The organism is Streptococcus sanguinis, assembly GCF_019929145.1.
Taxonomy (GTDB): Bacteria; Bacillota; Bacilli; order Lactobacillales; family Streptococcaceae; genus Streptococcus; species Streptococcus sanguinis_U.
Window position 1 is genome coordinate 347299 of the sequence record NZ_JAHZOW010000002.1, and the last position, 19047, is coordinate 366345.

Consider the following 19047-nt stretch of genomic DNA (forward strand, 5'->3'; position numbering starts at 1 on the left):
GGGTGTTTTTGCTGACGGCTAAATTTGGAGTTGTTCCCTTTCTTTACACTATGAGGCTGATTGACCTTTGAGGAGTTGACATGTTAGATCAAATATTTGCACTTTATATCGAGAGTCTGCTTTATACAGCAGTCGGTGTAGGGATTATTGCGGGTTTATGGATTGGACTGCGGATGATTCGCCGCAAGGACAAGACAGCCAAGGAGCGCCAGAGCCATCTGTACGATGTCCTTTTGATTGTCATTATGACGATTCCAGTCCTGTCTTTTGCGACGTTGGGCCTGCTCATTGTCCTAAAAGCTTAAATGCTTGTAAAACTGTAGAAAAGTTGTTAGAATAATTCTAGTTACAACAAGGAGAAAGAAGAGTTATGTACGATACAATTATTATTGGAGCTGGGCCTGCCGGCATGACAGCTGCCCTCTATGCAGCCCGCAGTAACCTAAAAGTTGCCCTGCTGGAGCGTGGTATTCCTGGTGGTCAGATGAACAATACTGCTGACATTGAAAACTATCCAGGCTATGCCAATATCAGTGGTCCTGAGCTAGCAGAGAAAATGTTTGAGCCTCTTGAGAATCTAGGTGTTGAACATCTATTTGGCCTAGTAGAAAAAATTGAAGACCGAGGTGATTTCAAGGAAATCATTACTGAAGATGAGCGTTTTGAAGCTAAAACAGTCATCATTGCTTCTGGTGCTAATCATCGTCATCTGGGGGTTTCTGGTGAGGAAGACTACAACAGCCGCGGGGTTTCCTACTGTGCGGTCTGTGACGGCGCCTTCTTCCGTGATGAAGATCTGCTGGTTGTCGGTGGTGGTGACTCGGCTGTAGAGGAGGCTATTTTCCTGACGCGCTTTGCAAAAAGTGTGACCATTGTTCACCGTCGCGATGAGCTGCGAGCACAAAAAGTGCTGCAGGATCGTGCTTTTGCCAACGAAAAGATTCGCTTTGTCTGGGATTCTGTAGTGGAAAGTATCCATGGTGATGAGCGTAAGGTGACTGGTGTAACCTTCAAGAATGTCAAGACAGGTGAGCTTAGTCAGGCAGAGTTTGGTGGTATCTTTATCTATGTTGGCTTAGATCCTGTTAGTGAATTTGCTGCGGACTTGGGTATCACTGATGAGGCTGGCTGGATTCTGACGGACCATCAGATGAAAACGTCAGTAGCAGGCATTTACGCTGTTGGTGATGTTCGCCAGAAAGACCTACGCCAGATTACGACGGCTGTTGGCGATGGTGCCATTGCCAGTCAGGAAGCCTACAAATATCTTACAGAACAAGCATAAAAATATAAGCTAAGCAAGTGTGTCTATTCAAGTGAGTTGACAGGATTTGCTTAGCTTTTTTGGAATTATGATATAATAAAAGGTATCTAGCATAAAGGAGCAAGAAGATGTACCCAGATGATAGTTTAACGCTGCACACTGATTTGTACCAAATCAACATGATGCAGGTTTATTTCAAGCAAAATATTCACAAGAAGCGTGCAGTTTTTGAAGTTTTTTTCCGTAAAAATCCTTTCAATAACGGCTACGCGGTTTTTGCGGGCTTGGAAAGAATTATTTCCTATCTCAATAATCTGACATTCAGCCAGAGCGATTTAGATTATTTGCAATCCTTGGGCTATCACGGAGAGTTTCTGGATTATTTGCGAAATCTCAAGATGAGCCTGACTGTAAGGTCTGTTCAGGAAGGTGATTTGGTTTTTGCCAATGAGCCAATCGTGCAGGTGGAAGGTCCACTGGCTCAGTGTCAGCTGGTTGAGACTGCTCTGCTCAATATCGTTAATTTTCAGACGCTTATTGCCACCAAGGCAGCCCGTATACGTTCTGTCATCGAGGATGAGCCTCTGATGGAGTTCGGTACGCGCCGAGCACAGGAAATGGATGCTGCTATTTGGGGGACCAGGGCTGCGGTGATTGGCGGAGCGAACGGTACCAGCAATGTTCGGGCTGGCAAGCTCTTTGATATTCCAGTCTTGGGAACGCATGCCCATGCTCTCGTTCAAGTCTATGGAAATGATTATGAAGCCTTTAAAGCTTACGCTGAGACTCATCATAACTGTGTTTTCCTAGTAGATACCTACGATACATTGCGCCTAGGTGTTCCGGCAGCCATTCGGGTGGCGCGTGAGCTAGGAGACAAGATTAAGTTTCTGGGAGTCCGCATTGATTCGGGAGACCTTGCCTATATTTCTAAGAAGGTTCGGCAGCAATTAGATGAAGCTGGCTTCCCTGATGCTAAGATTTATGCGTCCAATGATCTGGATGAAAATACCATTCTCAACTTGAAAATGCAAAAAGCTAAGATTGATGTCTGGGGTGTGGGAACCAAGCTCATTACGGCCTACGACCAGCCGGCTTTAGGAGCAGTTTATAAGATTGTTGCTATTGAAGATGAGAATGGAGAATTGCGCAATACCATCAAGCTGTCCAATAATGCCGAAAAAGTTTCTACACCAGGTAAGAAGCAGGTTTGGCGTATTACCAGCCGCGAAAAAGAGAAGTCCGAGGGAGACTACATTACCTATGATGGCATTGATGTCAATAGCTTGGAAGAGCTGGAAATGTTCCATCCTACCTATACCTACATCAATAAAAGGGTCAAAAATTTTGATGCCGTACCGCTTTTGGTGGATATTTTCCAAGAAGGGAATTTGGTTTATAATCAGCCGAGCCTGACCGAGATTCAAGCCTATGCCCGTAAGGAATTTGATAAACTTTGGGATGAGTACAAGCGGGTTCTTAATCCACAGGATTATCCAGTTGACCTGGCTAGAGATATCTGGCAGGATAAGATGGACTTGATTGACCAGATGCGTAAGAAAGCCTACCAAACAGGAGCAGAAAAATGAGCCTACAAGAAAAAATCATCGCTCAACTGGGCGTCAAACCAATCATTGACCCGGAGGAAGAAATCCGCAAGTCGGTGGACTTTCTCAAGGCCTATCTAAGAAAGCATCCTTTTTTGAAAAGTTATGTTCTGGGAATTTCTGGTGGTCAGGACTCGACCTTGGCTGGCCGTTTGGCCCAGCTAGCTGTAGAGGAAATGCGGGCTGAGACTGGTGATGATGGCTATCGCTTTATCGCTGTCCGCCTGCCTTATGGTGTTCAGGCAGATGAAGATGATGCCCAAAAGGCTCTGGCCTTTATCCAGCCTGATGTCAGTTTGACAGTCAATATCAAGGAATCAGCTGATGCTATGACAAAGGCTGTGGAGGCAACGGGTGCCAAAGTCTCTGATTTTAACAAGGGCAATATCAAGGCCCGCAGCCGTATGATTGCCCAGTATGCTTTGGCCGGTTCATACAGTGGAGCTGTCATTGGAACCGATCATGCAGCAGAAAATGTCACCGCCTTTTTCACCAAGTTTGGGGATGGCGGAGCAGATATCTTACCACTTTACCGTCTCAATAAACGTCAAGGCAAGCAGCTTTTGGCCGCCTTGGGAGCAGATCCGGCTCTCTATGAAAAGGTGCCCACGGCTGATTTGGAAGAAGAAAAACCTGGGATTGCGGATGAAGTCGCTCTGGGCGTGACCTATAATGAAATTGACGACTACCTCGAAGGCAAGTCCGTCTCAGCCCAAGCCCAAGAAACTATCGAATCTTGGTGGCATAAAGGCCAGCATAAACGGCATTTGCCGATTACAGTTTTTGATGAATTTTGGAAGTGAAAATCTCTATCGAATCTTTTTAGTTCGAGCCAAGAAATGAGGAAGCTATGAAAAAGATAGGTACACAGTCCATTGAAACCAAACGTCTTTTACTAAGACCTTTTCTGGAATCGGATGCTCAAGCTATGTATGACAACTGGGCTTCTCGTCCGGATAATTTGCTGCATGTGACCTGGTATGCTCATGAGAGTCCTGAAGTCACCAAACAATCCATTGCTCGCTGGATTGAGAATTATCAAAACATGGATTTTTACAAGTGGGCCATCTGCCTGAAGGGAAAACCTGATTCTGTAATCGGTGACATCAGTGTGGTGGACATGGATGAGGCAGTTAATGCTTGCGAGGTCGGTTACATTCTAAGTAAAGACTATTGGGGGCAGGGGCTGATGACAGAAGCTTTGAAAGCTGTTTTAATCTACCTCTTGCAAGACGCAAGTTTCAATCGTGTCACAGCAAGATTTGTAACAGCTAATCCAGCTTCGGGACGTGTCATGGCCAAAGCTGGCATGAGCTACGAAGGAACTTTCCGTCAGGCTGTATTTCATAAAGGACAAGTTAAAGATTTTTCCGTCTATGGCATCCTAAAATCCGATTTAGAAAAAGGCTAGGACTTCTCTTGTCCAGCCTTTTTACTTGCGCTCCTTTTTTAAAGTTCTATAATAGATGTATAATGACAAGGAGGATTCTATGAATTCGTTAGAACAAGATTTTACAGATAAGTTGTATGCTGCTTATGAGGCCAATCCCAAGTTTGCAGCAATTGAAAATGCCATCAGCCACAATGGCCTTTTGGCTTCCTTAGAGAAGCGAAGCGCTGCTGTGGAAAACACACCTGTCTTTTCACTGGATCTTACTAAGGACAAGGTCAGTGACCAGAAAGCATCTGGACGCTGTTGGATGTTTGCAGCTCTTAATACTTTCCGTCACAAGATGATTGCTGGTTTCCAACTGGAGGATTTTGAGCTATCTCAGGCCCATACCTTCTTTTGGGATAAATATGAAAAATCCAACTGGTTCTTGGAGCAGGTGATTGCGACAGCTGACCAAGAATTGACCAGCCGTAAGGTCAAGTTTCTCTTAGATACGCCACAGCAGGATGGCGGTCAGTGGGATATGGTTGTTTCCCTCTTTGAAAAATATGGTGTCGTGCCCAAGTCAGTCTACCCGGAGTCTATCTCATCCAGCAACAGCCGTGAGCTCAATCAGATTCTTAATAAACTCCTACGTCAGGATGCGCAGATTTTGCGAGAATTAGTGTCAGAGGGTGCAAACTCTGCTGAACTTCAGGCCAAGAAAGAAGAACTTCTCCAGGAAGTCTTTAACTTCCTAGCTATGAACTTAGGCTTGCCGCCTCGCCAGTTTGACTTTTCTTATCGAGATAAGGACAATCATTTCCACAGCGAGAGCGGATTGACACCTCTGACTTTCTATCAAAAATATGTCGATCTTAAGCTAGAAGACTATGTCTCTATCATCAATGCCCCGACTGCAGACAAGCCTTATGGTCGGTCCTATACGGTTGAGATGTTGGGAAATGTCGTTGGAAGTAAGCCCGTTCGTTATTTGAATGTTGAAATGGACCGACTAAAAGAGCTGGCTATTGCGCAAATGCAGGCTGGCGAGACCGTTTGGTTTGGCTCGGATGTTGGTCAGTCTAGCAATCGCAAGGCAGGTGTTATGGCAGAGGGGATGCACGATTTCACTGCTAGCATGGATATTCGACTAACTCAGGATAAGGCTGGCCGCTTGGACTATAGCGAAAGCCTCATGACCCACGCCATGGTCTTGACAGGAGTGGACTTGGATGAAAATGGCAAGGCTAAGAAATGGAAGGTCGAAAACTCCTGGGGCGAAAAGGTTGGTAACAAGGGCTATTTCGTAGCCTCTGACGCTTGGATGGACGAGTATACCTATCAAATCGTCGTCCGTAAAGAGTTTCTGACAGCCACAGAATTAGCAGCATATGAAGCAGAGCCTATTGTCTTGGCTCCGTGGGATCCCATGGGGGCTTTGGCAAAGTAAGCTTTGATGAGAGAATAAGAAAAGAGTAAGAATTTTTCATTCTTACTCTTTTAATTTGTGTTCTAATCTTCGTCACTCTAGTCATCTCCACCGTTACCGGAAGAGGAGTCATTGTGGCTAGAAGAGTTATTGTTTGAATCACCAGAATGCTCACTGGAAGCTGATGTGTCAGAGCTAGCTTCTGTACTGTAACTGCTATAGCTAGAATAGTTATAGTACTGCTGGTTATTGTAGTAACGGTTATAGCCAGTACCACTGTTGAGGTAGACATAAGAGCCACTGCGGTAGAGACCATCTGGCATTTCCCAATCCTCTGAAGCTGAGCCATCTTGAGCTAGGTAAAGCATCATTTCGCGGTAGACATCTGTTGCTACCTTAACCCCGTCATCAAGGATTGGTGTCAGGCGGTTAGAGTAGCCGGTCCAAACAGCCATTGAATACTTAGGCGTGTAACCAACGAAGAGCTCGTCTGGTGTGACAATGCTAGAGTAGTAGTAAGGCTTGGTCAACTTAGCTAATTCATCGTCAGCATAGTTGGAGGTTCCAGTCTTACCGGCTTGATAAACACCAGAAATAGCAGCGTTTGTACCTGTACCAGACTGCAAGACTGTTTTCATCATGTCGGTCATCATGTAGGCTGTCGTTTCCTTCATAGCCTTGGAACCATTGTTGGAGAAGGTCTTCTCTGTTCCGTCACTGAAGACGACACGATTGACATACTGAGGCTTGTAGTAAGTACCACCATTGGCAAAGGCTGCATAGGCAGCAGCCATTTTTTCACTGCTGGCTCCGTATTCGTTGCCGGATTTGCTGGTATTACTTGAAAAGGCATTAACATAGAACATTTCAGGATAATTAATTCCAATACGATTTAGGAACTTGAGGGACTCGTCCAGACCAACGGCTTCCAGCGTTTTCACGGCAGGAACGTTACGGGATTCCTGAATAGCGTATTGAATCGTCATCCCGCCATAGTATTTCTTATCCCAGTTGTAGACTGGTGTGCTGGAATACGGGAAGTTATATGGAGCATCCGTGATAGGAGCAGCAGTTGAGGTATAGACTTCATTTTCAAGAGCTGGAGCATAATCGGTGATTGGCTTCATTGTTGAACCGAAGTCACGGTTGGTTTCAACAGCTTGGTTGGTACCAAAGGATACGTTGGTAGATTGGTTACGAGAACCGAGCTGGGCAATGACTTTACCAGTTTGCACATCCATAACAGTGGAGGCAACCTGCATTTCGTCATCTGGATAAGCTACATAGTCTCCTGTGTTGTAAATATCCCAGAGTTTCTTTTGGGCATCAGTGTTGACATTTGTATAGACTTCCATACCAGTTGTCAGGACATTGTAGCCAGTCTCTTCTTCTACTTGTTCAATTACTTCCTTAAGATAATTGTCCATGTAAGCAGGATAGCTAGTGGAAGCTTTCAAGCTTTGAAGTCCATCGGTTACAGGAGTATTCTTAGCTTGCTCATACTGCTCATCTGTGATGTATTTGAGATCATGCATCTCATGAAGTACCAGATTACGTCGGTTGGTCGCAGCCTCTGGGTGAGTGTAAGGATCGTATTGGTTAGGTGCTTGGGGCATACCTGCCAGCAGAGCCGTTTGGTGTAAGCTTAAGTCTTTTAGGTCCTTGCCATAGTAGCTTCGGGCTGCTGTTTGCATACCGTAGTTACTGTTGGACATGTAGACTTTATTGACATAATAGGTCAAGATTTGCTGCTTGGTTGCTTTACGCTCAAGCTGAGCGGCCAGCCAAGCTTCTTGGATTTTACGTGAAAGGGTCGCGTCTGAAGAAGAAGTTGAGAAATAGGACAGCTTAATCAACTGCTGGGTCAGAGTTGATCCCCCTTGACGACCTCCGCGGATGTTGCTAACAAGAGCACCTGCAATCCGAATAAAGTCCACTCCGCGGTGATTGAAGAAGCGATGGTCTTCAATGGCGACAATGGCGTTGACCAAATCCGTAGGAATTTCACTTGTTTCAGCATTGACCCGCTTTTCGGCGCCTAGGTCCGCAATCAAATTATTATTGCTGTCAAAAATCTTACTGGATGTGGTCGCGATCAGGTCTTTTTCAGAAAGCTTAGGAGCCTTGACCGCATAGTAGGTAAATACTAAACAGCCAATCACGAATCCAATCATAAGCAGGGTTATAAGTGCACTTGCAAGATATTTCAAAGCCTGCATAAGAGTTTGTTTATTCATTTATAATACCACCTAGTAGTTTTTGTTCGATAATTTCAAGATAAGGGATGCTGGGAAGCTGTTGCATTTCAATCGGATAACCATGCTCTTGGATGTAAGTTAGAGGCATGGACTTCCCTCCCTTGTCGATCTTGTAAAACTCAATTAAATAAGAAGCGGGAAGTAGGTAAGTCTCCCTTAAGCTGGAAAAATGCAGTAAGACAAAACAGATGCCCTTTTGCTCAAGGACTGCCTCCATATGCTCAATCTGATGCGAATGAAAATTTTTCATGGGCATCGATTTTTTCTGTCGGGTTTCCTTGGCTTCAAAGTCAATATAATGGCCCTTGTAGACACCAGAATAGTCTGTTGTGGAAGCTTGCCGAAAGTAAGCCTCTACAATCTTGGCTCGGCTACGGTGCGGATAATCAACCTTGACAATCTGGATGGGGGTAGGCTTTTTATGGATGACAGCGAGTCCTCTGCTTAGATAGTAGCTGTTGGATTCGTTAATCATCTTTTCAAAAGACATCCCACGATTGGCAAAGTTAATCATGCCGGGAACGGGCCTATTGATACTGCTTTTTGCCTTTAGCTTATGCGGATAGTTGACCATAAAACTCCTTATTGGTACAATAGCATCACTCTATTATACCACAAAAAACTTTTTTAAGGGAGAATAAATGACCAGTCTACTAATAACAGGCTACAAAGCCTTTGAAATCGGCGTTTCGACGGAAAAAGATATGAGAATAAATATCATAAAAGAAGCCGCTAAGAGGGATTTAATCCGTTTTTTGGAAGAAGGAGTAGATTGGCTAGTTTTTATGGGCAATCTGGGCTTCGAGTCTTGGGTTTTGGATCTAGCTAATGAATTGAAAAAAGACTATGAATTTCAGACGGCAACCATCTTTCTCTTTGAGAATCAAGGTGAAAATTGGAATGAAGCCAATCAAGCAAAATTAGCTGCTTTTAAGCAAACCGATTTTGTCAAGTATGCTTATCCGACCTACCAAAATCCAAGTCAGTTTCGTGATTACAATCAATTCATCATTCAAAATACAGATGGAGCCTACCTCTTTTACGATGAAGAGCAGGAGACAAAATTGAAATATCTTTACCAAGAAATGAAAAAACAAGAACAATATTTTATCAAAAAATTAACATTTGATGACCTGAATGAAGTGGCCGAAAATTTTTCGGGAAATTAGATGATAAATCTTGATTTTTATAGTGCATTTTGTTTATAATTGAATATGATAAACTAGATTGGAGAGAGAAGATGGCAAGTATTATTTTTACAGCAAAAGATATTTTTGATCAGGATTTTAAGCGCGAAGTACGCGGCTATAGTAAGTCCGAAGTGGATGAGTTTTTGGATGATATTATCAAAGATTATGAGACTTACGCAGCCTTGGTAAAGGAGCTGCGTGAGGAAAATCGCCGTCTCAAGGAAGAGTTAGCTGCGAAGCCGGTTGAAAAAGCACCGGTTCAGCCGACTCAGCCTGTCCAATCAACACAAGCGACTCAGTCAACTGCAGAAAGCTTCCCTCAGATGACTTCTGCGACTAATTTTGATATCTTGAAGCGCTTGAACCGTCTTGAAAAGGAAGTATTCGGGAAACAAATTCTGGATCGTGAATAATGGTTCTTTTTAGAACAGTGCAATTTTTGGATAATCGCGTGGAAATTTTAGATTTTCATGAGGAAAGTCCATGCTAGCACTGGCTGTGATGCCGGTAGTGTTTGTGCTAGGCGAAGAAATAAGCCTAGGGACGGATTTTTCCGTTACGGCGACTGAAAGGGCTAAGTCTTTTGATATGTCTGATTAGGTCTGAAAGTGCCACAGTGACGTAGTTCTTTTGGAAACAGAAGAAGTGGAACGCGGTAAACCCCTCAAGCTAGCAACCCAAACTTTGGTCGGGGCATGGAGTGCGTGGAAGCGAACATAGCACTCTGACTGGAAACAGTAGACAGATGATTATCGAAGGAAATGGTACCTAGTCATTTCCGGAACAAAACATGGCTTACAGAAAATTGCATATAGGCTGAGGCTGGGACGTCAAGTCCTGTCCTCTTTAAATTTTATAATAGAATAGCAAGAGAGTGGCTGAGCGCTCTATTCTCTGCCAAGTTCAACTAGCTGTTGCTTCATTTGTCTGATGGACATTTCAAGGAATGAGCTAATTGATAAATGGCAGTGAAACCTTCTCAGCCCAAAATTTAAAAAGGGAGAGTGAGGAAAATCGATGTGACGAAATCACGATTTTTGTCTCACTCCCTTTGTTTGTATAGATTGGAATCCATTTAAAAGCCGAGATGAAAGAAAAATTTAATTTAATTGCGACCGCAGCGGCAGGGCTAGAAGCTGTCGTCGGCCGTGAAATCAGAGAGCTGGGACTTGATTGTCAGGTCGAAAATGGCCGGGTTCGCTTTGAGGGTGATGTCAGTTCCATTATTCAAACCAATCTCTGGTTGCGCGCGGCCGATCGGATTAAGATTGTAGTTGGCAGTTTTCCAGCCAAGACTTTCGAAGAGCTCTTTCAGGGAGTTTTTGCTCTGGATTGGGAGAATTATCTACCGCTGGGAGCTAAATTTCCTATTGCCAAGGCCAAATGCGTCAAGTCAAAACTTCACAATGAGCCTAGCGTTCAGGCTATTTCTAAAAAGGCGGTTGTCAAGAAGCTGCAGAAGCATTATGCACGTCCGGAAGGGGTTCCTTTGCAGGAAAATGGAGCTGAGTTTAGGATAGAGGTTTCTATTCTAAAAGATGTAGCGACGGTCATGATTGATACAACAGGGTCTAGCCTCTTCAAACGTGGCTATCGTGTCGATAAAGGCGGTGCACCGATTAAGGAAAATATGGCAGCGGCCATTTTACTCCTGTCCAATTGGTATCCAGATAAGCCTTTGATTGATCCGACTTGCGGCTCTGGTACTTTTTGTATCGAGGCTGCTATGATAGGGATGAAGATGGCGCCGGGACTCCATCGTTCCTTTGCCTTTGAAGACTGGAATTGGGTAGATAAAGACTTGGTAGCACAGGCTCGCTCGACTGCACTCAGTCAGATTGATCAGACCATTCAGCTGGATATTTCTGGCTCGGATATCGATGGCCGTATGGTAGAGCTAGCTCGAAAAAACGCTGAGCAAGCAGGAGTTGCAGAGCAGATTCACTTCAAGCAGATGCGTCTGCAGGATTTGCATACAGATAAGATTAATGGTGTGATTATCTCTAATCCGCCATACGGGGAGCGCCTCCTAGATGATGAGGCTGTGACTCGTCTTTATCAGGAGATGGGAGAAACCTTTGCTCCGCTCAAAACTTGGAGCAAGTTTATCCTGACTAGCGATGAAGCTTTTGAAAGCAAATATGGCAGTCAGGCCGATAAAAAACGCAAACTTTATAATGGAACTTTAAAAGTTGATTTATATCAGTATTTTGGCCAGCGGGTCAAACGTCAGTTAGATTAGAAAGGATTTGCCGTGACGAAAGAAGAAAACTACTCACCGGAAGAAGAAAAGAAAGAGTCGGTCCTTGATTTTGAAGAGGCTAAGGAAATGACAGTCGGCCAAGCCACTCGTAAGAAAGAGGAGCTGGAAGCCGGTGTGAATGAAAGCGACAATGTGCTGGATAAGTACATCAAGCAGCACCGTCAGGAAATCGAAGCTGGAAAATTTGAAACCCAGAAAATCAGAAAGCTGCAGGAGCAGGAAGCGGCTCAAGCTGAGCAAGCCACTTCTGATTTGACCGATTTCATCAAAGAAAGACGGCAAGAGGTTGAAAGTGAGCAGGAGATTCCAGCAGCTCAGTTGACAGCCACTGAGACAGCAAGTGAGCCAGAAGCAGCTCCAAACCCCTTAGGTTCTCGCAGTCAACGCTCAGAGCAGGAAGATGCGGTTCCTGCCGCTCCCGTTCAAAAGACATCTTACGGTCCTATTCCAGAACCGCTTGATGAGAAGGAATTACAGGTTTCTAAGACGCCTTTCTACAAGAAAAAAGCTTTCCTTTATCCAGTCTTAGGACTTTTAGGGATTGCTGTAGCGGGCACAGGGCTTTACTTTGCTCTGGGGCATAATTGGGGACACAAGACCGTTACAAGCTCCAGTTCTTCAACATCGCAGTCCAGCAAAAAGAGCTCGTCTTCCTCTAGCTCTGATAATATTGCCAAGGATTTGAAGTCCTTTAATGATGAGTATGCTGCATTCTTCACAGATAGCAATCAAACAGCTGTCAAAAACAGTAAATTTGGTGACTTGGAAAAATTAAAAACCTTACTTGAAAAGCTAAAAGGCAGCAAAGACTATGATGCAGCCAAGAGCAAGTATGATTCCTTGGTCAAGCAGATTTCGGCTATCCAGAGTGTCAATTCACAGTTTGATGGCGGAGCGATCACTGACGGTGTCTTGAATAAGGAAGCCAAGGCCAATACAAATGCGACTTTCTCAGATGTATCAAGTGGCAATGCTAAGCTAGATGAAGTTCTAAAGGCAGCGATTGCCCAAGGACGTAGCCAACAGGTGCCAACACCAGCTCCTGCTACTGATCAGGGAGGCTCTAGTGCGGGTACAAGCGGCGGTTCAAGCTCGTCTGCTTCTGGTTCAGGGGCTTCCAGCTCATACTCTGGCTATGGTCTTCCAAGCAATGGAGTAAATCTGCAGAGAGACCTCAGTCGTGTCCCTTATAACCAAGCAGCTATTGATGACGTTAACAATCCAGCTTGGACTTTCAATCCTGGCGTTCTAGAGAAGATTTTGCAAACTTCCCGTGAACGTGGCTATATTTCTGGTGATAACTATATCCTGGAACGCGTCAATATTATTAAAGGAAACGGCTACTATAACCTCTTCAAGCCAGACGGTACCTACCTCTTCAGTATCAACTGTAAGACTGGCTACTTCGTCGGAAATGGACCAGGTCATGCTGACTCACTTGATTTCTAGTCATCTTTGAACATTTCTTCAGCAGCTGACTTTCTAGTTTGTTGATGGATTTCATTATACATGCACAAAAAAAGTTCTCGATTTCGAGAACTTTTTATTGTTTTAAATCACATGGCGTTCAAAGGCATCATCTGAGATTCCTTGGCTGAGAATAAGTTTAGCCCATTCTTTGGCTGAGAAGAGGCTGTGATCCTTGTAGTTTCCGCAGGATTCAATGGTTGTTCCAGGGACATCTTCCCAGCTAGTTGACTCAGCGATTTCTTCCAGACAGGATTTGATGACCTGAGCAATCTGGCTGGAGCTGTGTTGGCCCCACATAATCATGTGAAAACCAGTGCGACAGCCAAAAGGTGAGCAATCAATCATACCATCAATGCGCTTGCGGATCAACATAGCCAGCAAATGCTCAATGGTATGCAGACCAGCAGTCGGAATGGAATCTTCATTAGGCTGAACCAAGCGGATATCAAAATTGGAAATGATGTCTCCTTTAGGACCAGTTTCCTCTCCGATGAGACGAACATAAGGCGCTTTGACGATGGTGTGATCCAGCTCAAAGCTTTCAACGATAACTTCTTTAGACATGGTTTCTCCTTTACAATGTAGTGAGTGCGAGAAGGTTTTTCTAGTGATATCAAGCCATAGGTTTGTCTTGTTAGTTAAGAAAAAGCCTGTCTCATATGCATCTTTTCTTCTCTGATTATAGCATAAAAAATTTTTATTTGGGAATAAAGTTTGCGTCTTAAAGGAATGAAAAATTTGAACAATCTTGCTTATCTCTTGAAAAAAGTTTTGGTGCTCAGGCTTCTACAAACTTTGAAGATTTAGTCGGTAAAAATTGGACAAAAGCTTTCTTGAATTTCAAAAAATAGGTTTGTGAATTTTTTAGATTTGTGATAGAATAGTATGGAATTTTGAATTCAACAATTAAATAGATTTGGAGTAAAAACATGGACCTATTTCCTATAATTATGTCTGTTTTTGCTGCCATCATTGGTTTAGTGATTGGATATGTAAGTGTCTCGGCTAAGATGAAATCATCTAAAGAAGCTGCAGAGCTTACTCTTTTAAATGCTGAACAAGAAGCAACCAATTTACGCGGACAAGCTGAACGCGAAGCTGATTTGATTGTCAAAGAAGCCAAGCGAGAAACAAGTTCGCTTAAAAAAGAAGCACTTTTGGAGGCAAAAGAAGAAGCCAGAAAATATCGTGAACAAGTTGATGCAGAATTTAAGTCTGAACGTCAAGAGTTGAAACAAATCGAAAGCCGCTTGACAGAGCGCGCTTCTACCCTTGACCGCAAAGACGATAATTTAAGCAACAAAGAAAAGGCTTTGGAGCAAAAAGAACAAAGTCTCTCAGATAAATCTAAACACATTGATGCGCGTGAAGAACAAGTAGCGGAACTTGAAAAGCAGAAGGCGGCAGAGCTGGAGCGAGTTGCTTCGCTATCGCAGACAGAAGCGCGTGATATTATTTTGACGCAGACCGAGGACAAGCTTTCTAAAGAGATTGCGACTAGGATTCGGGATGCGGAGCAAGATATCAAAGAGCGGTCTGACAAGGTTGCGAAGAATATCTTGGTCCAAGCCATGCAGCGTATTGCCGGTGATTATGTCGCTGAGCAAACCAACTCAACGGTGCATCTGCCAGATGACAGTATGAAGGGTCGGATTATTGGCCGTGAAGGTCGCAATATCCGGACTTTTGAAAGTCTGACTGGTATTGATGTCATCATTGATGATACGCCTGAAGTAGTCACTCTCTCAGGTTTTGATCCGATTCGACGTGAGATTGCTCGTATGACCATGGAAGCACTCTTGAAAGATGGCCGTATTCACCCAGCTCGCATTGAGGAGTTGGTTGAGAAGAACCGTCTGGAAATTGACAATCGCATCCGTGAGTACGGGGAAGCCGCAGCTTATGAAATCGGAGCTCCTAACCTGCATCCTGATTTGATGAAGATCATGGGGCGCTTGCAGTTCCGTACTTCTTATGGTCAGAACGTCCTGAGGCATTCTATTGAGGTTGCCAAACTTTCCGGTATCATTGCTGCTGAGCTTGGTGAAAATGCCAATTTAGCCCGCCGTGCTGGATTTCTCCATGATATTGGTAAGTCTATTGACCGTGAGGTTGAAGGCAGCCACGTGGAAATCGGAACAGAACTGGCTCGTAAGTACAAGGAGCATCCAGTTGTTGTTAATACCATTGCCAGCCACCACGGAGATGTGGAAGCAGAAAGTGTCATTGCTGTTATCGTAGCTGCTGCAGACGCACTCAGTGCTGCTCGGCCAGGTGCCCGCAGTGAATCTCTGGAAAGCTATATCAAGCGTCTCCAAGATTTGGAAGAAATCGCTAATAGCTTCAAGGGTGTCAAGAACAGCTTTGCTTTGCAAGCCGGCCGTGAAATCCGGATTATGGTTCAGCCGGACAAGATTAAGGATGACAAGATTACGATTTTGGCTCACGATGTTCGTGAAAAAATCGAAAACAACTTGGAATACCCAGGCAATATCAAGGTAACAGTCATCCGTGAGATGCGAGCCGTTGACTACGCAAAATAAAGAAGAAATGCAGTCTGGTAACAGATTGCTTTTTTCTTGAATGTTCTGTAGTTCTATTTTGTTTTCTGTATGATTGCTTGTTTATTTTTCTATTTTCTCAAAACTCTAGACACATACATTTCTTCCTATCCTCTTGAAATATCAGTCTAATTTTGTTACACTAGATAGAAAGACTGTGAAGGAGACATGATGACGGAACGAGGCTTACTAATCGTCTTTTCTGGTCCCTCTGGTGTAGGAAAAGGGACTGTTAGACGAGAAATTTTTGAAAGCACTGATAACCAATTTCAGTACTCGGTATCCATGACGACTCGTCCGCAGCGTCCAGGCGAAGTGGATGGAGTTGACTATTTCTTCCGCACTCGCGAGGAGTTTGAAGAGCTGATTCGTCAGGGACAGATGCTGGAGTATGCAGAGTATGTAGGAAACTACTACGGGACGCCTCTGACTTATGTCAATGAAACGCTGGATAAAGGTATTGATGTCTTCCTAGAGATTGAGGTTCAGGGAGCTTTGCAAGTCAAGAAAAAAGTTCCAGATGCCGTCTTTATTTTTTTGACTCCTCCAGACTTAGAAGAACTTAAAGATCGCTTGGTTGGTCGTGGGACAGACAGTGCGGAGATTATTGATCAGCGCATTGAAAAGGCCAAAGAAGAAATTGCCCTTATGCGCGAGTATGATTATGCCATTGTCAATGATCAGGTGCCGCTGGCTGCCGACCGTGTCAAGCGCGTGATTGAAGCAGAGCATTTCCGAGTAGACCGTGTTATCGGCCGTTATCAGGACATGCTTCCAAAAAATGAAACGATTATTCGATAGAAAGTTAGAAATTAGGTAGAAAATTATGATGTTAAAACCGTCTATTGACACTTTGCTGGACAAGGTTCCGTCAAAATATTCCTTGGTTATTTTAGAAGCTAAGCGCGCTCATGAGCTTGAAGCTGGAGCTCCCGCTACGCAGGAATTCAAGTCTGTCAAATCCACTCTTCGTGCTTTGGAAGAAATTGAATCTGGCAATGTCGTTATCCATCCAGATCCAGAAGGCAAGCGCGAGGCAGTTCGCCGTCGGGCAGAAGAAGAGCGCCTGCGTAAAGAAGAAGAAGAACGCAAGATTAAAGAGCAAATCGCTAAAGAAAAAGAAGAAGGTGAGAAGATTTAAGGTTGGGGATGCTCAATCTTATTTTTTCTGTAATGACGTTTAGGAAAGCGGGGTGAGAATGTGAAGCTAGCAAAGATTATTGTGGATGTTCCTCTGATGCAGACGGACAAGCCCTATAGTTATGCTATTCCAGAAGAGTTTGCTGGGATGCTGGCAGCTGGCATGCGAGTTCATGTCCCTTTTGGGCAGGGAAATCGCCTGATTCAGGGGATTGTGGTCGGCTTTGATGAGACGGGAGGTCAAGAAGAGCTGAAGGAAATTGCGGAAGTCCTTGATTTCAGGCCAGTGCTAAACCAGGAACAGCTCTGGCTGGCGGATGAGCTGCGCAAGTCAGTCTTTTCTTATAAGATTACTCTTTTAAAGGCCATGCTGCCTAGTCTTCTCAACTCCAGCTATGATAAACTACTCTATCCAACGGAGCTGCTGAATGATGAGGAGCGCTCAGCTATCTTTGGTCAGGAGGACAGCCTTCGCTTTTCTGATTTGGACAAGAAAAGTCAGGCCAAGCTGATGCGATTGACCCAGACGGGCCGCATTCGGCTGGAGTATCAGGCGACGGATAAGAAGAATATTAAGACTGAGAAATGGTATCGGGTCAATCATGCCGCTCTGCAAAATCATGACCTTCCCCGACAAGCCAAGAAAAAACAAGAATTAAAAGAAGTCTTGCTGGAACAGAGAGATAGCCGGCTCTTGGCTGATTTGCGAGAAAACTTTTCGCGTGATGTTATCAATTACTTTATCAAAGAAAACCTAATTAGCATTGAAGATAGAGAAATCAGCCGTTCTGCTACTTATTTCCAAAAGGAGCGGCAGCAGCAAAGTCTGACCTTAAACGATGAACAGGCCGCAGCGGTTGCAGCAATCACTCAGAAAATTGGTCAGAGTCATTCTCAGCCAGTTCTTTTAGAAGGGGTCACGGGCAGTGGGAAGACCGAAGTTTACCTGCAAGTCATCGCAGAGGCACTGGCCCAGAGCAAGACCGCTATCATGCTGGTTCCGGAGATTTCTCTGACTCCACAGGTTACTGATCGCTTTATTTCTAGATTTGGCGACCAAGTTGCAATTTTGCATTCAGGTCTGTCTGATGGTGAGAAATACGATGAGTGGCGCAAGGTGGAGCGAGGAGCTGCTCAGGTTGTTGTCGGCGCGCGTTCAGCTATTTTTGCTCCGCTGACAAATATTGGAGCCATCATCATTGATGAAGAGCATGAATCCTCCTACAAGCAGGATTCTAATCCTCGCTATCATGCCAGAGAGGTGGCTCTCCTGCGAGCTCAGTACAATCAAGCTGTTTTAGTGTTGGGTTCGGCGACTCCGAGTTTGGAGAGCCGTGCTCGAGCAAGCCGTGGTGTCTATGATTTTCAGCTACTCAGTAAGCGTGCAAATCCGCTGGCGCAGATTCCTCAAGTGGAAGTGGTGGATTTTCGGGATTATATCGGACAGCATGAAGCCAGTAATTTCACCCCGGTCCTGCTAGAGGCTATTCAAAATCGTCTGGATAAGGGAGAGCAGACGGTTCTCATGCTCAACAGGCGGGGGTATTCCAGCTTTGTCATGTGTCGGGAATGTGGGACCGTTGACAGCTGTCCCAACTGTGATATTTCTCTGACCCTGCATATGGACACCAAGACCATGAACTGCCACTACTGTGGCTTTACTAAGAACATTCCTCAGAGTTGTCCTAACTGTGCCAGCCGCAGCATTCGCTATTATGGCACTGGGACGCAGAAAGCTTATGATGAGCTGGTTCAGCTCTTTCCACAGGCTCGCATTTTGCGGATGGATGTAGATACGACACGTAAGAAAGGCAGTCATGAAGCCATTTTAGAAAGCTTTGGTCAGGGTCAGGCAGATATTCTCTTAGGCACCCAGATGATTGCCAAGGGGCTGGATTTTCCAAATGTGACGCTGGTTGGTGTTCTCAATGCAGACACAGCTCTTAATCTGCCGGACTTTCGCTCTTCAGAGCGAACCTTCCAGCTGCTGACTCAGGTGGCGGGCCGTGCTGGTCGGGCTGAAAAGGCTGGTCAGGTCTTTATCCAGTCCTACAATCCTCATCATTATGCCATTGAGTTTGCAAAGCAGCAGGATTATGAGGGCTTTTATGCTTATGAAATGGGAATCCGCCGGCAGCTGGGCTATCCGCCTTATTACTTTACGATCGGTCTAACTCTGTCGCATAAGGACGAAGAGACAGCAGTGCGAAAATCCTATGAGGTTATGGATATTCTGCGGAGCGGTCTGTCAGAAAAAGTGCAAATCCTAGGGCCAACTCCGAAGCCCATTGCCCGCACCCACAATCTCTATCATTATCAGATTTTGCTTAAATATCGCTTTGAGGACAAGCTGCAGGCGACGCTAAATCAAGTCTTGGACTGGACACAGAATCGGGACAATAAAGATTTACGCCTGACAATTGATAATGAACCACAAAATTTCATGTAAAGCTTTTTAGCCGAGATTAAGGTTGTTGTAGGCGACTTCTG

General features: G+C 44.6%; 17 protein-coding genes and 1 other RNA gene. 15 read left to right on the forward strand and 3 right to left on the reverse strand.

Annotated features, from left to right (window positions below):
* The first annotated feature begins 80 nt into the window (after positions 1–80).
* The 6 genes from K1I94_RS07410 (at position 81) to pepC (ending at position 5696) form a co-directional block, all read left to right on the forward strand.
* Positions 81–305 carry a DUF4059 family protein gene (locus tag K1I94_RS07410; RefSeq protein ID WP_002893522.1) on the forward strand — a complete coding sequence of 75 codons (225 nt, stop codon included), beginning with the start codon at positions 81–83 and terminating at the stop codon, positions 303–305.
* A 65-nt stretch (positions 306–370) separates the two neighbouring features.
* A complete protein-coding gene (gene trxB / locus K1I94_RS07415) occupies positions 371–1285 on the forward strand; it encodes a thioredoxin-disulfide reductase (protein ID WP_223314925.1) in 915 nt (304 codons plus the stop codon).
* A gap of 107 nt (positions 1286–1392) precedes the next feature.
* The gene (locus tag K1I94_RS07420; RefSeq protein WP_223314926.1) at positions 1393–2853 is read left to right on the forward strand and encodes a nicotinate phosphoribosyltransferase; all 1461 of its coding nucleotides are present in this window, start codon (positions 1393–1395) and stop codon (positions 2851–2853) included.
* Positions 2850–3674 (forward strand): ammonia-dependent NAD(+) synthetase, encoded by an 825-nt coding sequence (gene nadE, locus K1I94_RS07425; protein ID WP_223314927.1) that lies wholly within the window; start codon positions 2850–2852, stop codon positions 3672–3674. The genes K1I94_RS07420 and nadE overlap by 4 nt, the downstream gene beginning before the upstream one ends.
* A 47-nt stretch (positions 3675–3721) precedes the next feature.
* The gene (locus K1I94_RS07430; RefSeq protein ID WP_223314928.1) at positions 3722–4282 is read left to right on the forward strand and encodes a GNAT family N-acetyltransferase; all 561 of its coding nucleotides are present in this window, start codon (positions 3722–3724) and stop codon (positions 4280–4282) included.
* Positions 4283–4361: 79 nt separating this feature from the next.
* Positions 4362–5696, forward strand: a complete 1335-nt coding sequence (gene pepC / locus K1I94_RS07435; protein WP_223314929.1) for an aminopeptidase C — start codon at positions 4362–4364, stop codon at positions 5694–5696.
* A 77-nt stretch (positions 5697–5773) separates the two neighbouring features.
* Here pepC and pbp1a read toward each other — a convergent pair whose 3' ends face one another.
* Both pbp1a and recU read right to left on the reverse strand, forming a co-directional pair.
* Positions 5774–7912 (reverse strand): penicillin-binding protein PBP1A, encoded by a 2139-nt coding sequence (pbp1a, locus tag K1I94_RS07440; RefSeq protein ID WP_223314930.1) that lies wholly within the window; start codon positions 7910–7912, stop codon positions 5774–5776.
* Positions 7905–8507, reverse strand: coding sequence for a Holliday junction resolvase RecU (gene recU / locus K1I94_RS07445; protein ID WP_002911298.1), 603 nt, complete (start codon positions 8505–8507; stop codon positions 7905–7907). The genes pbp1a and recU overlap by 8 nt, the downstream gene beginning before the upstream one ends.
* Positions 8508–8574: 67 nt before the next feature.
* Here recU and K1I94_RS07450 point away from each other — a divergent pair, with 67 nt between their 5' ends.
* The 5 genes from K1I94_RS07450 to K1I94_RS07470 all read left to right on the forward strand — a co-directional run bounded on the left by K1I94_RS07450 (position 8575) and on the right by K1I94_RS07470 (position 12835).
* Positions 8575–9102 carry a DUF1273 domain-containing protein gene (locus tag K1I94_RS07450; RefSeq protein WP_223314931.1) on the forward strand — a complete coding sequence of 176 codons (528 nt, stop codon included), beginning with the start codon at positions 8575–8577 and terminating at the stop codon, positions 9100–9102.
* Positions 9103–9173: 71 nt separating this feature from the next.
* The gene (gene gpsB / locus K1I94_RS07455) at positions 9174–9536 is read left to right on the forward strand and encodes a cell division regulator GpsB (RefSeq protein WP_023917285.1); all 363 of its coding nucleotides are present in this window, start codon (positions 9174–9176) and stop codon (positions 9534–9536) included.
* Between the two features lie 22 nt (positions 9537–9558).
* An RNA gene (gene rnpB, locus K1I94_RS07460) (RNase P RNA component class B) lies at positions 9559–9926 on the forward strand.
* Positions 9927–10210: 284 nt separating this feature from the next.
* Positions 10211–11365, forward strand: coding sequence for a THUMP domain-containing class I SAM-dependent RNA methyltransferase (locus tag K1I94_RS07465; RefSeq protein ID WP_223314932.1), 1155 nt, complete (start codon positions 10211–10213; stop codon positions 11363–11365).
* Between the two features lie 12 nt (positions 11366–11377).
* Positions 11378–12835 (forward strand): cell division site-positioning protein MapZ family protein, encoded by a 1458-nt coding sequence (locus tag K1I94_RS07470; RefSeq protein ID WP_223314933.1) that lies wholly within the window; start codon positions 11378–11380, stop codon positions 12833–12835.
* A gap of 102 nt (positions 12836–12937) precedes the next feature.
* Here the strand turns inward: K1I94_RS07470 and K1I94_RS07475 are convergent, their stop codons facing one another.
* Positions 12938–13420: an S-ribosylhomocysteine lyase gene (locus tag K1I94_RS07475; RefSeq protein WP_002893508.1), complete on the reverse strand. Its 483-nt coding sequence runs from the start codon at positions 13418–13420 to the stop codon at positions 12938–12940.
* A 365-nt stretch (positions 13421–13785) separates the two neighbouring features.
* On the opposite strand from K1I94_RS07475, the gene K1I94_RS07480 reads away from it, so the two are divergent.
* The 4 genes from K1I94_RS07480 to K1I94_RS07495 all read left to right on the forward strand — a co-directional run bounded on the left by K1I94_RS07480 (position 13786) and on the right by K1I94_RS07495 (position 19006).
* On the forward strand, positions 13786–15399 hold the full coding sequence (locus tag K1I94_RS07480; RefSeq protein ID WP_002893506.1) for a ribonuclease Y: 1614 nt from the start codon (positions 13786–13788) through the stop codon (positions 15397–15399).
* Positions 15400–15585: 186 nt separating this feature from the next.
* Entirely contained in the window at positions 15586–16218 is a 633-nt protein-coding gene (gene gmk, locus K1I94_RS07485; RefSeq protein WP_223314934.1) for a guanylate kinase, read from the forward strand.
* A gap of 25 nt (positions 16219–16243) precedes the next feature.
* Entirely contained in the window at positions 16244–16558 is a 315-nt protein-coding gene (rpoZ, locus tag K1I94_RS07490; RefSeq protein WP_002893503.1) for a DNA-directed RNA polymerase subunit omega, read from the forward strand.
* A 60-nt stretch (positions 16559–16618) separates the two neighbouring features.
* Positions 16619–19006: a primosomal protein N' gene (locus tag K1I94_RS07495; RefSeq protein WP_223314935.1), complete on the forward strand. Its 2388-nt coding sequence runs from the start codon at positions 16619–16621 to the stop codon at positions 19004–19006.
* Positions 19007–19047: the final 41 nt, after the last annotated feature.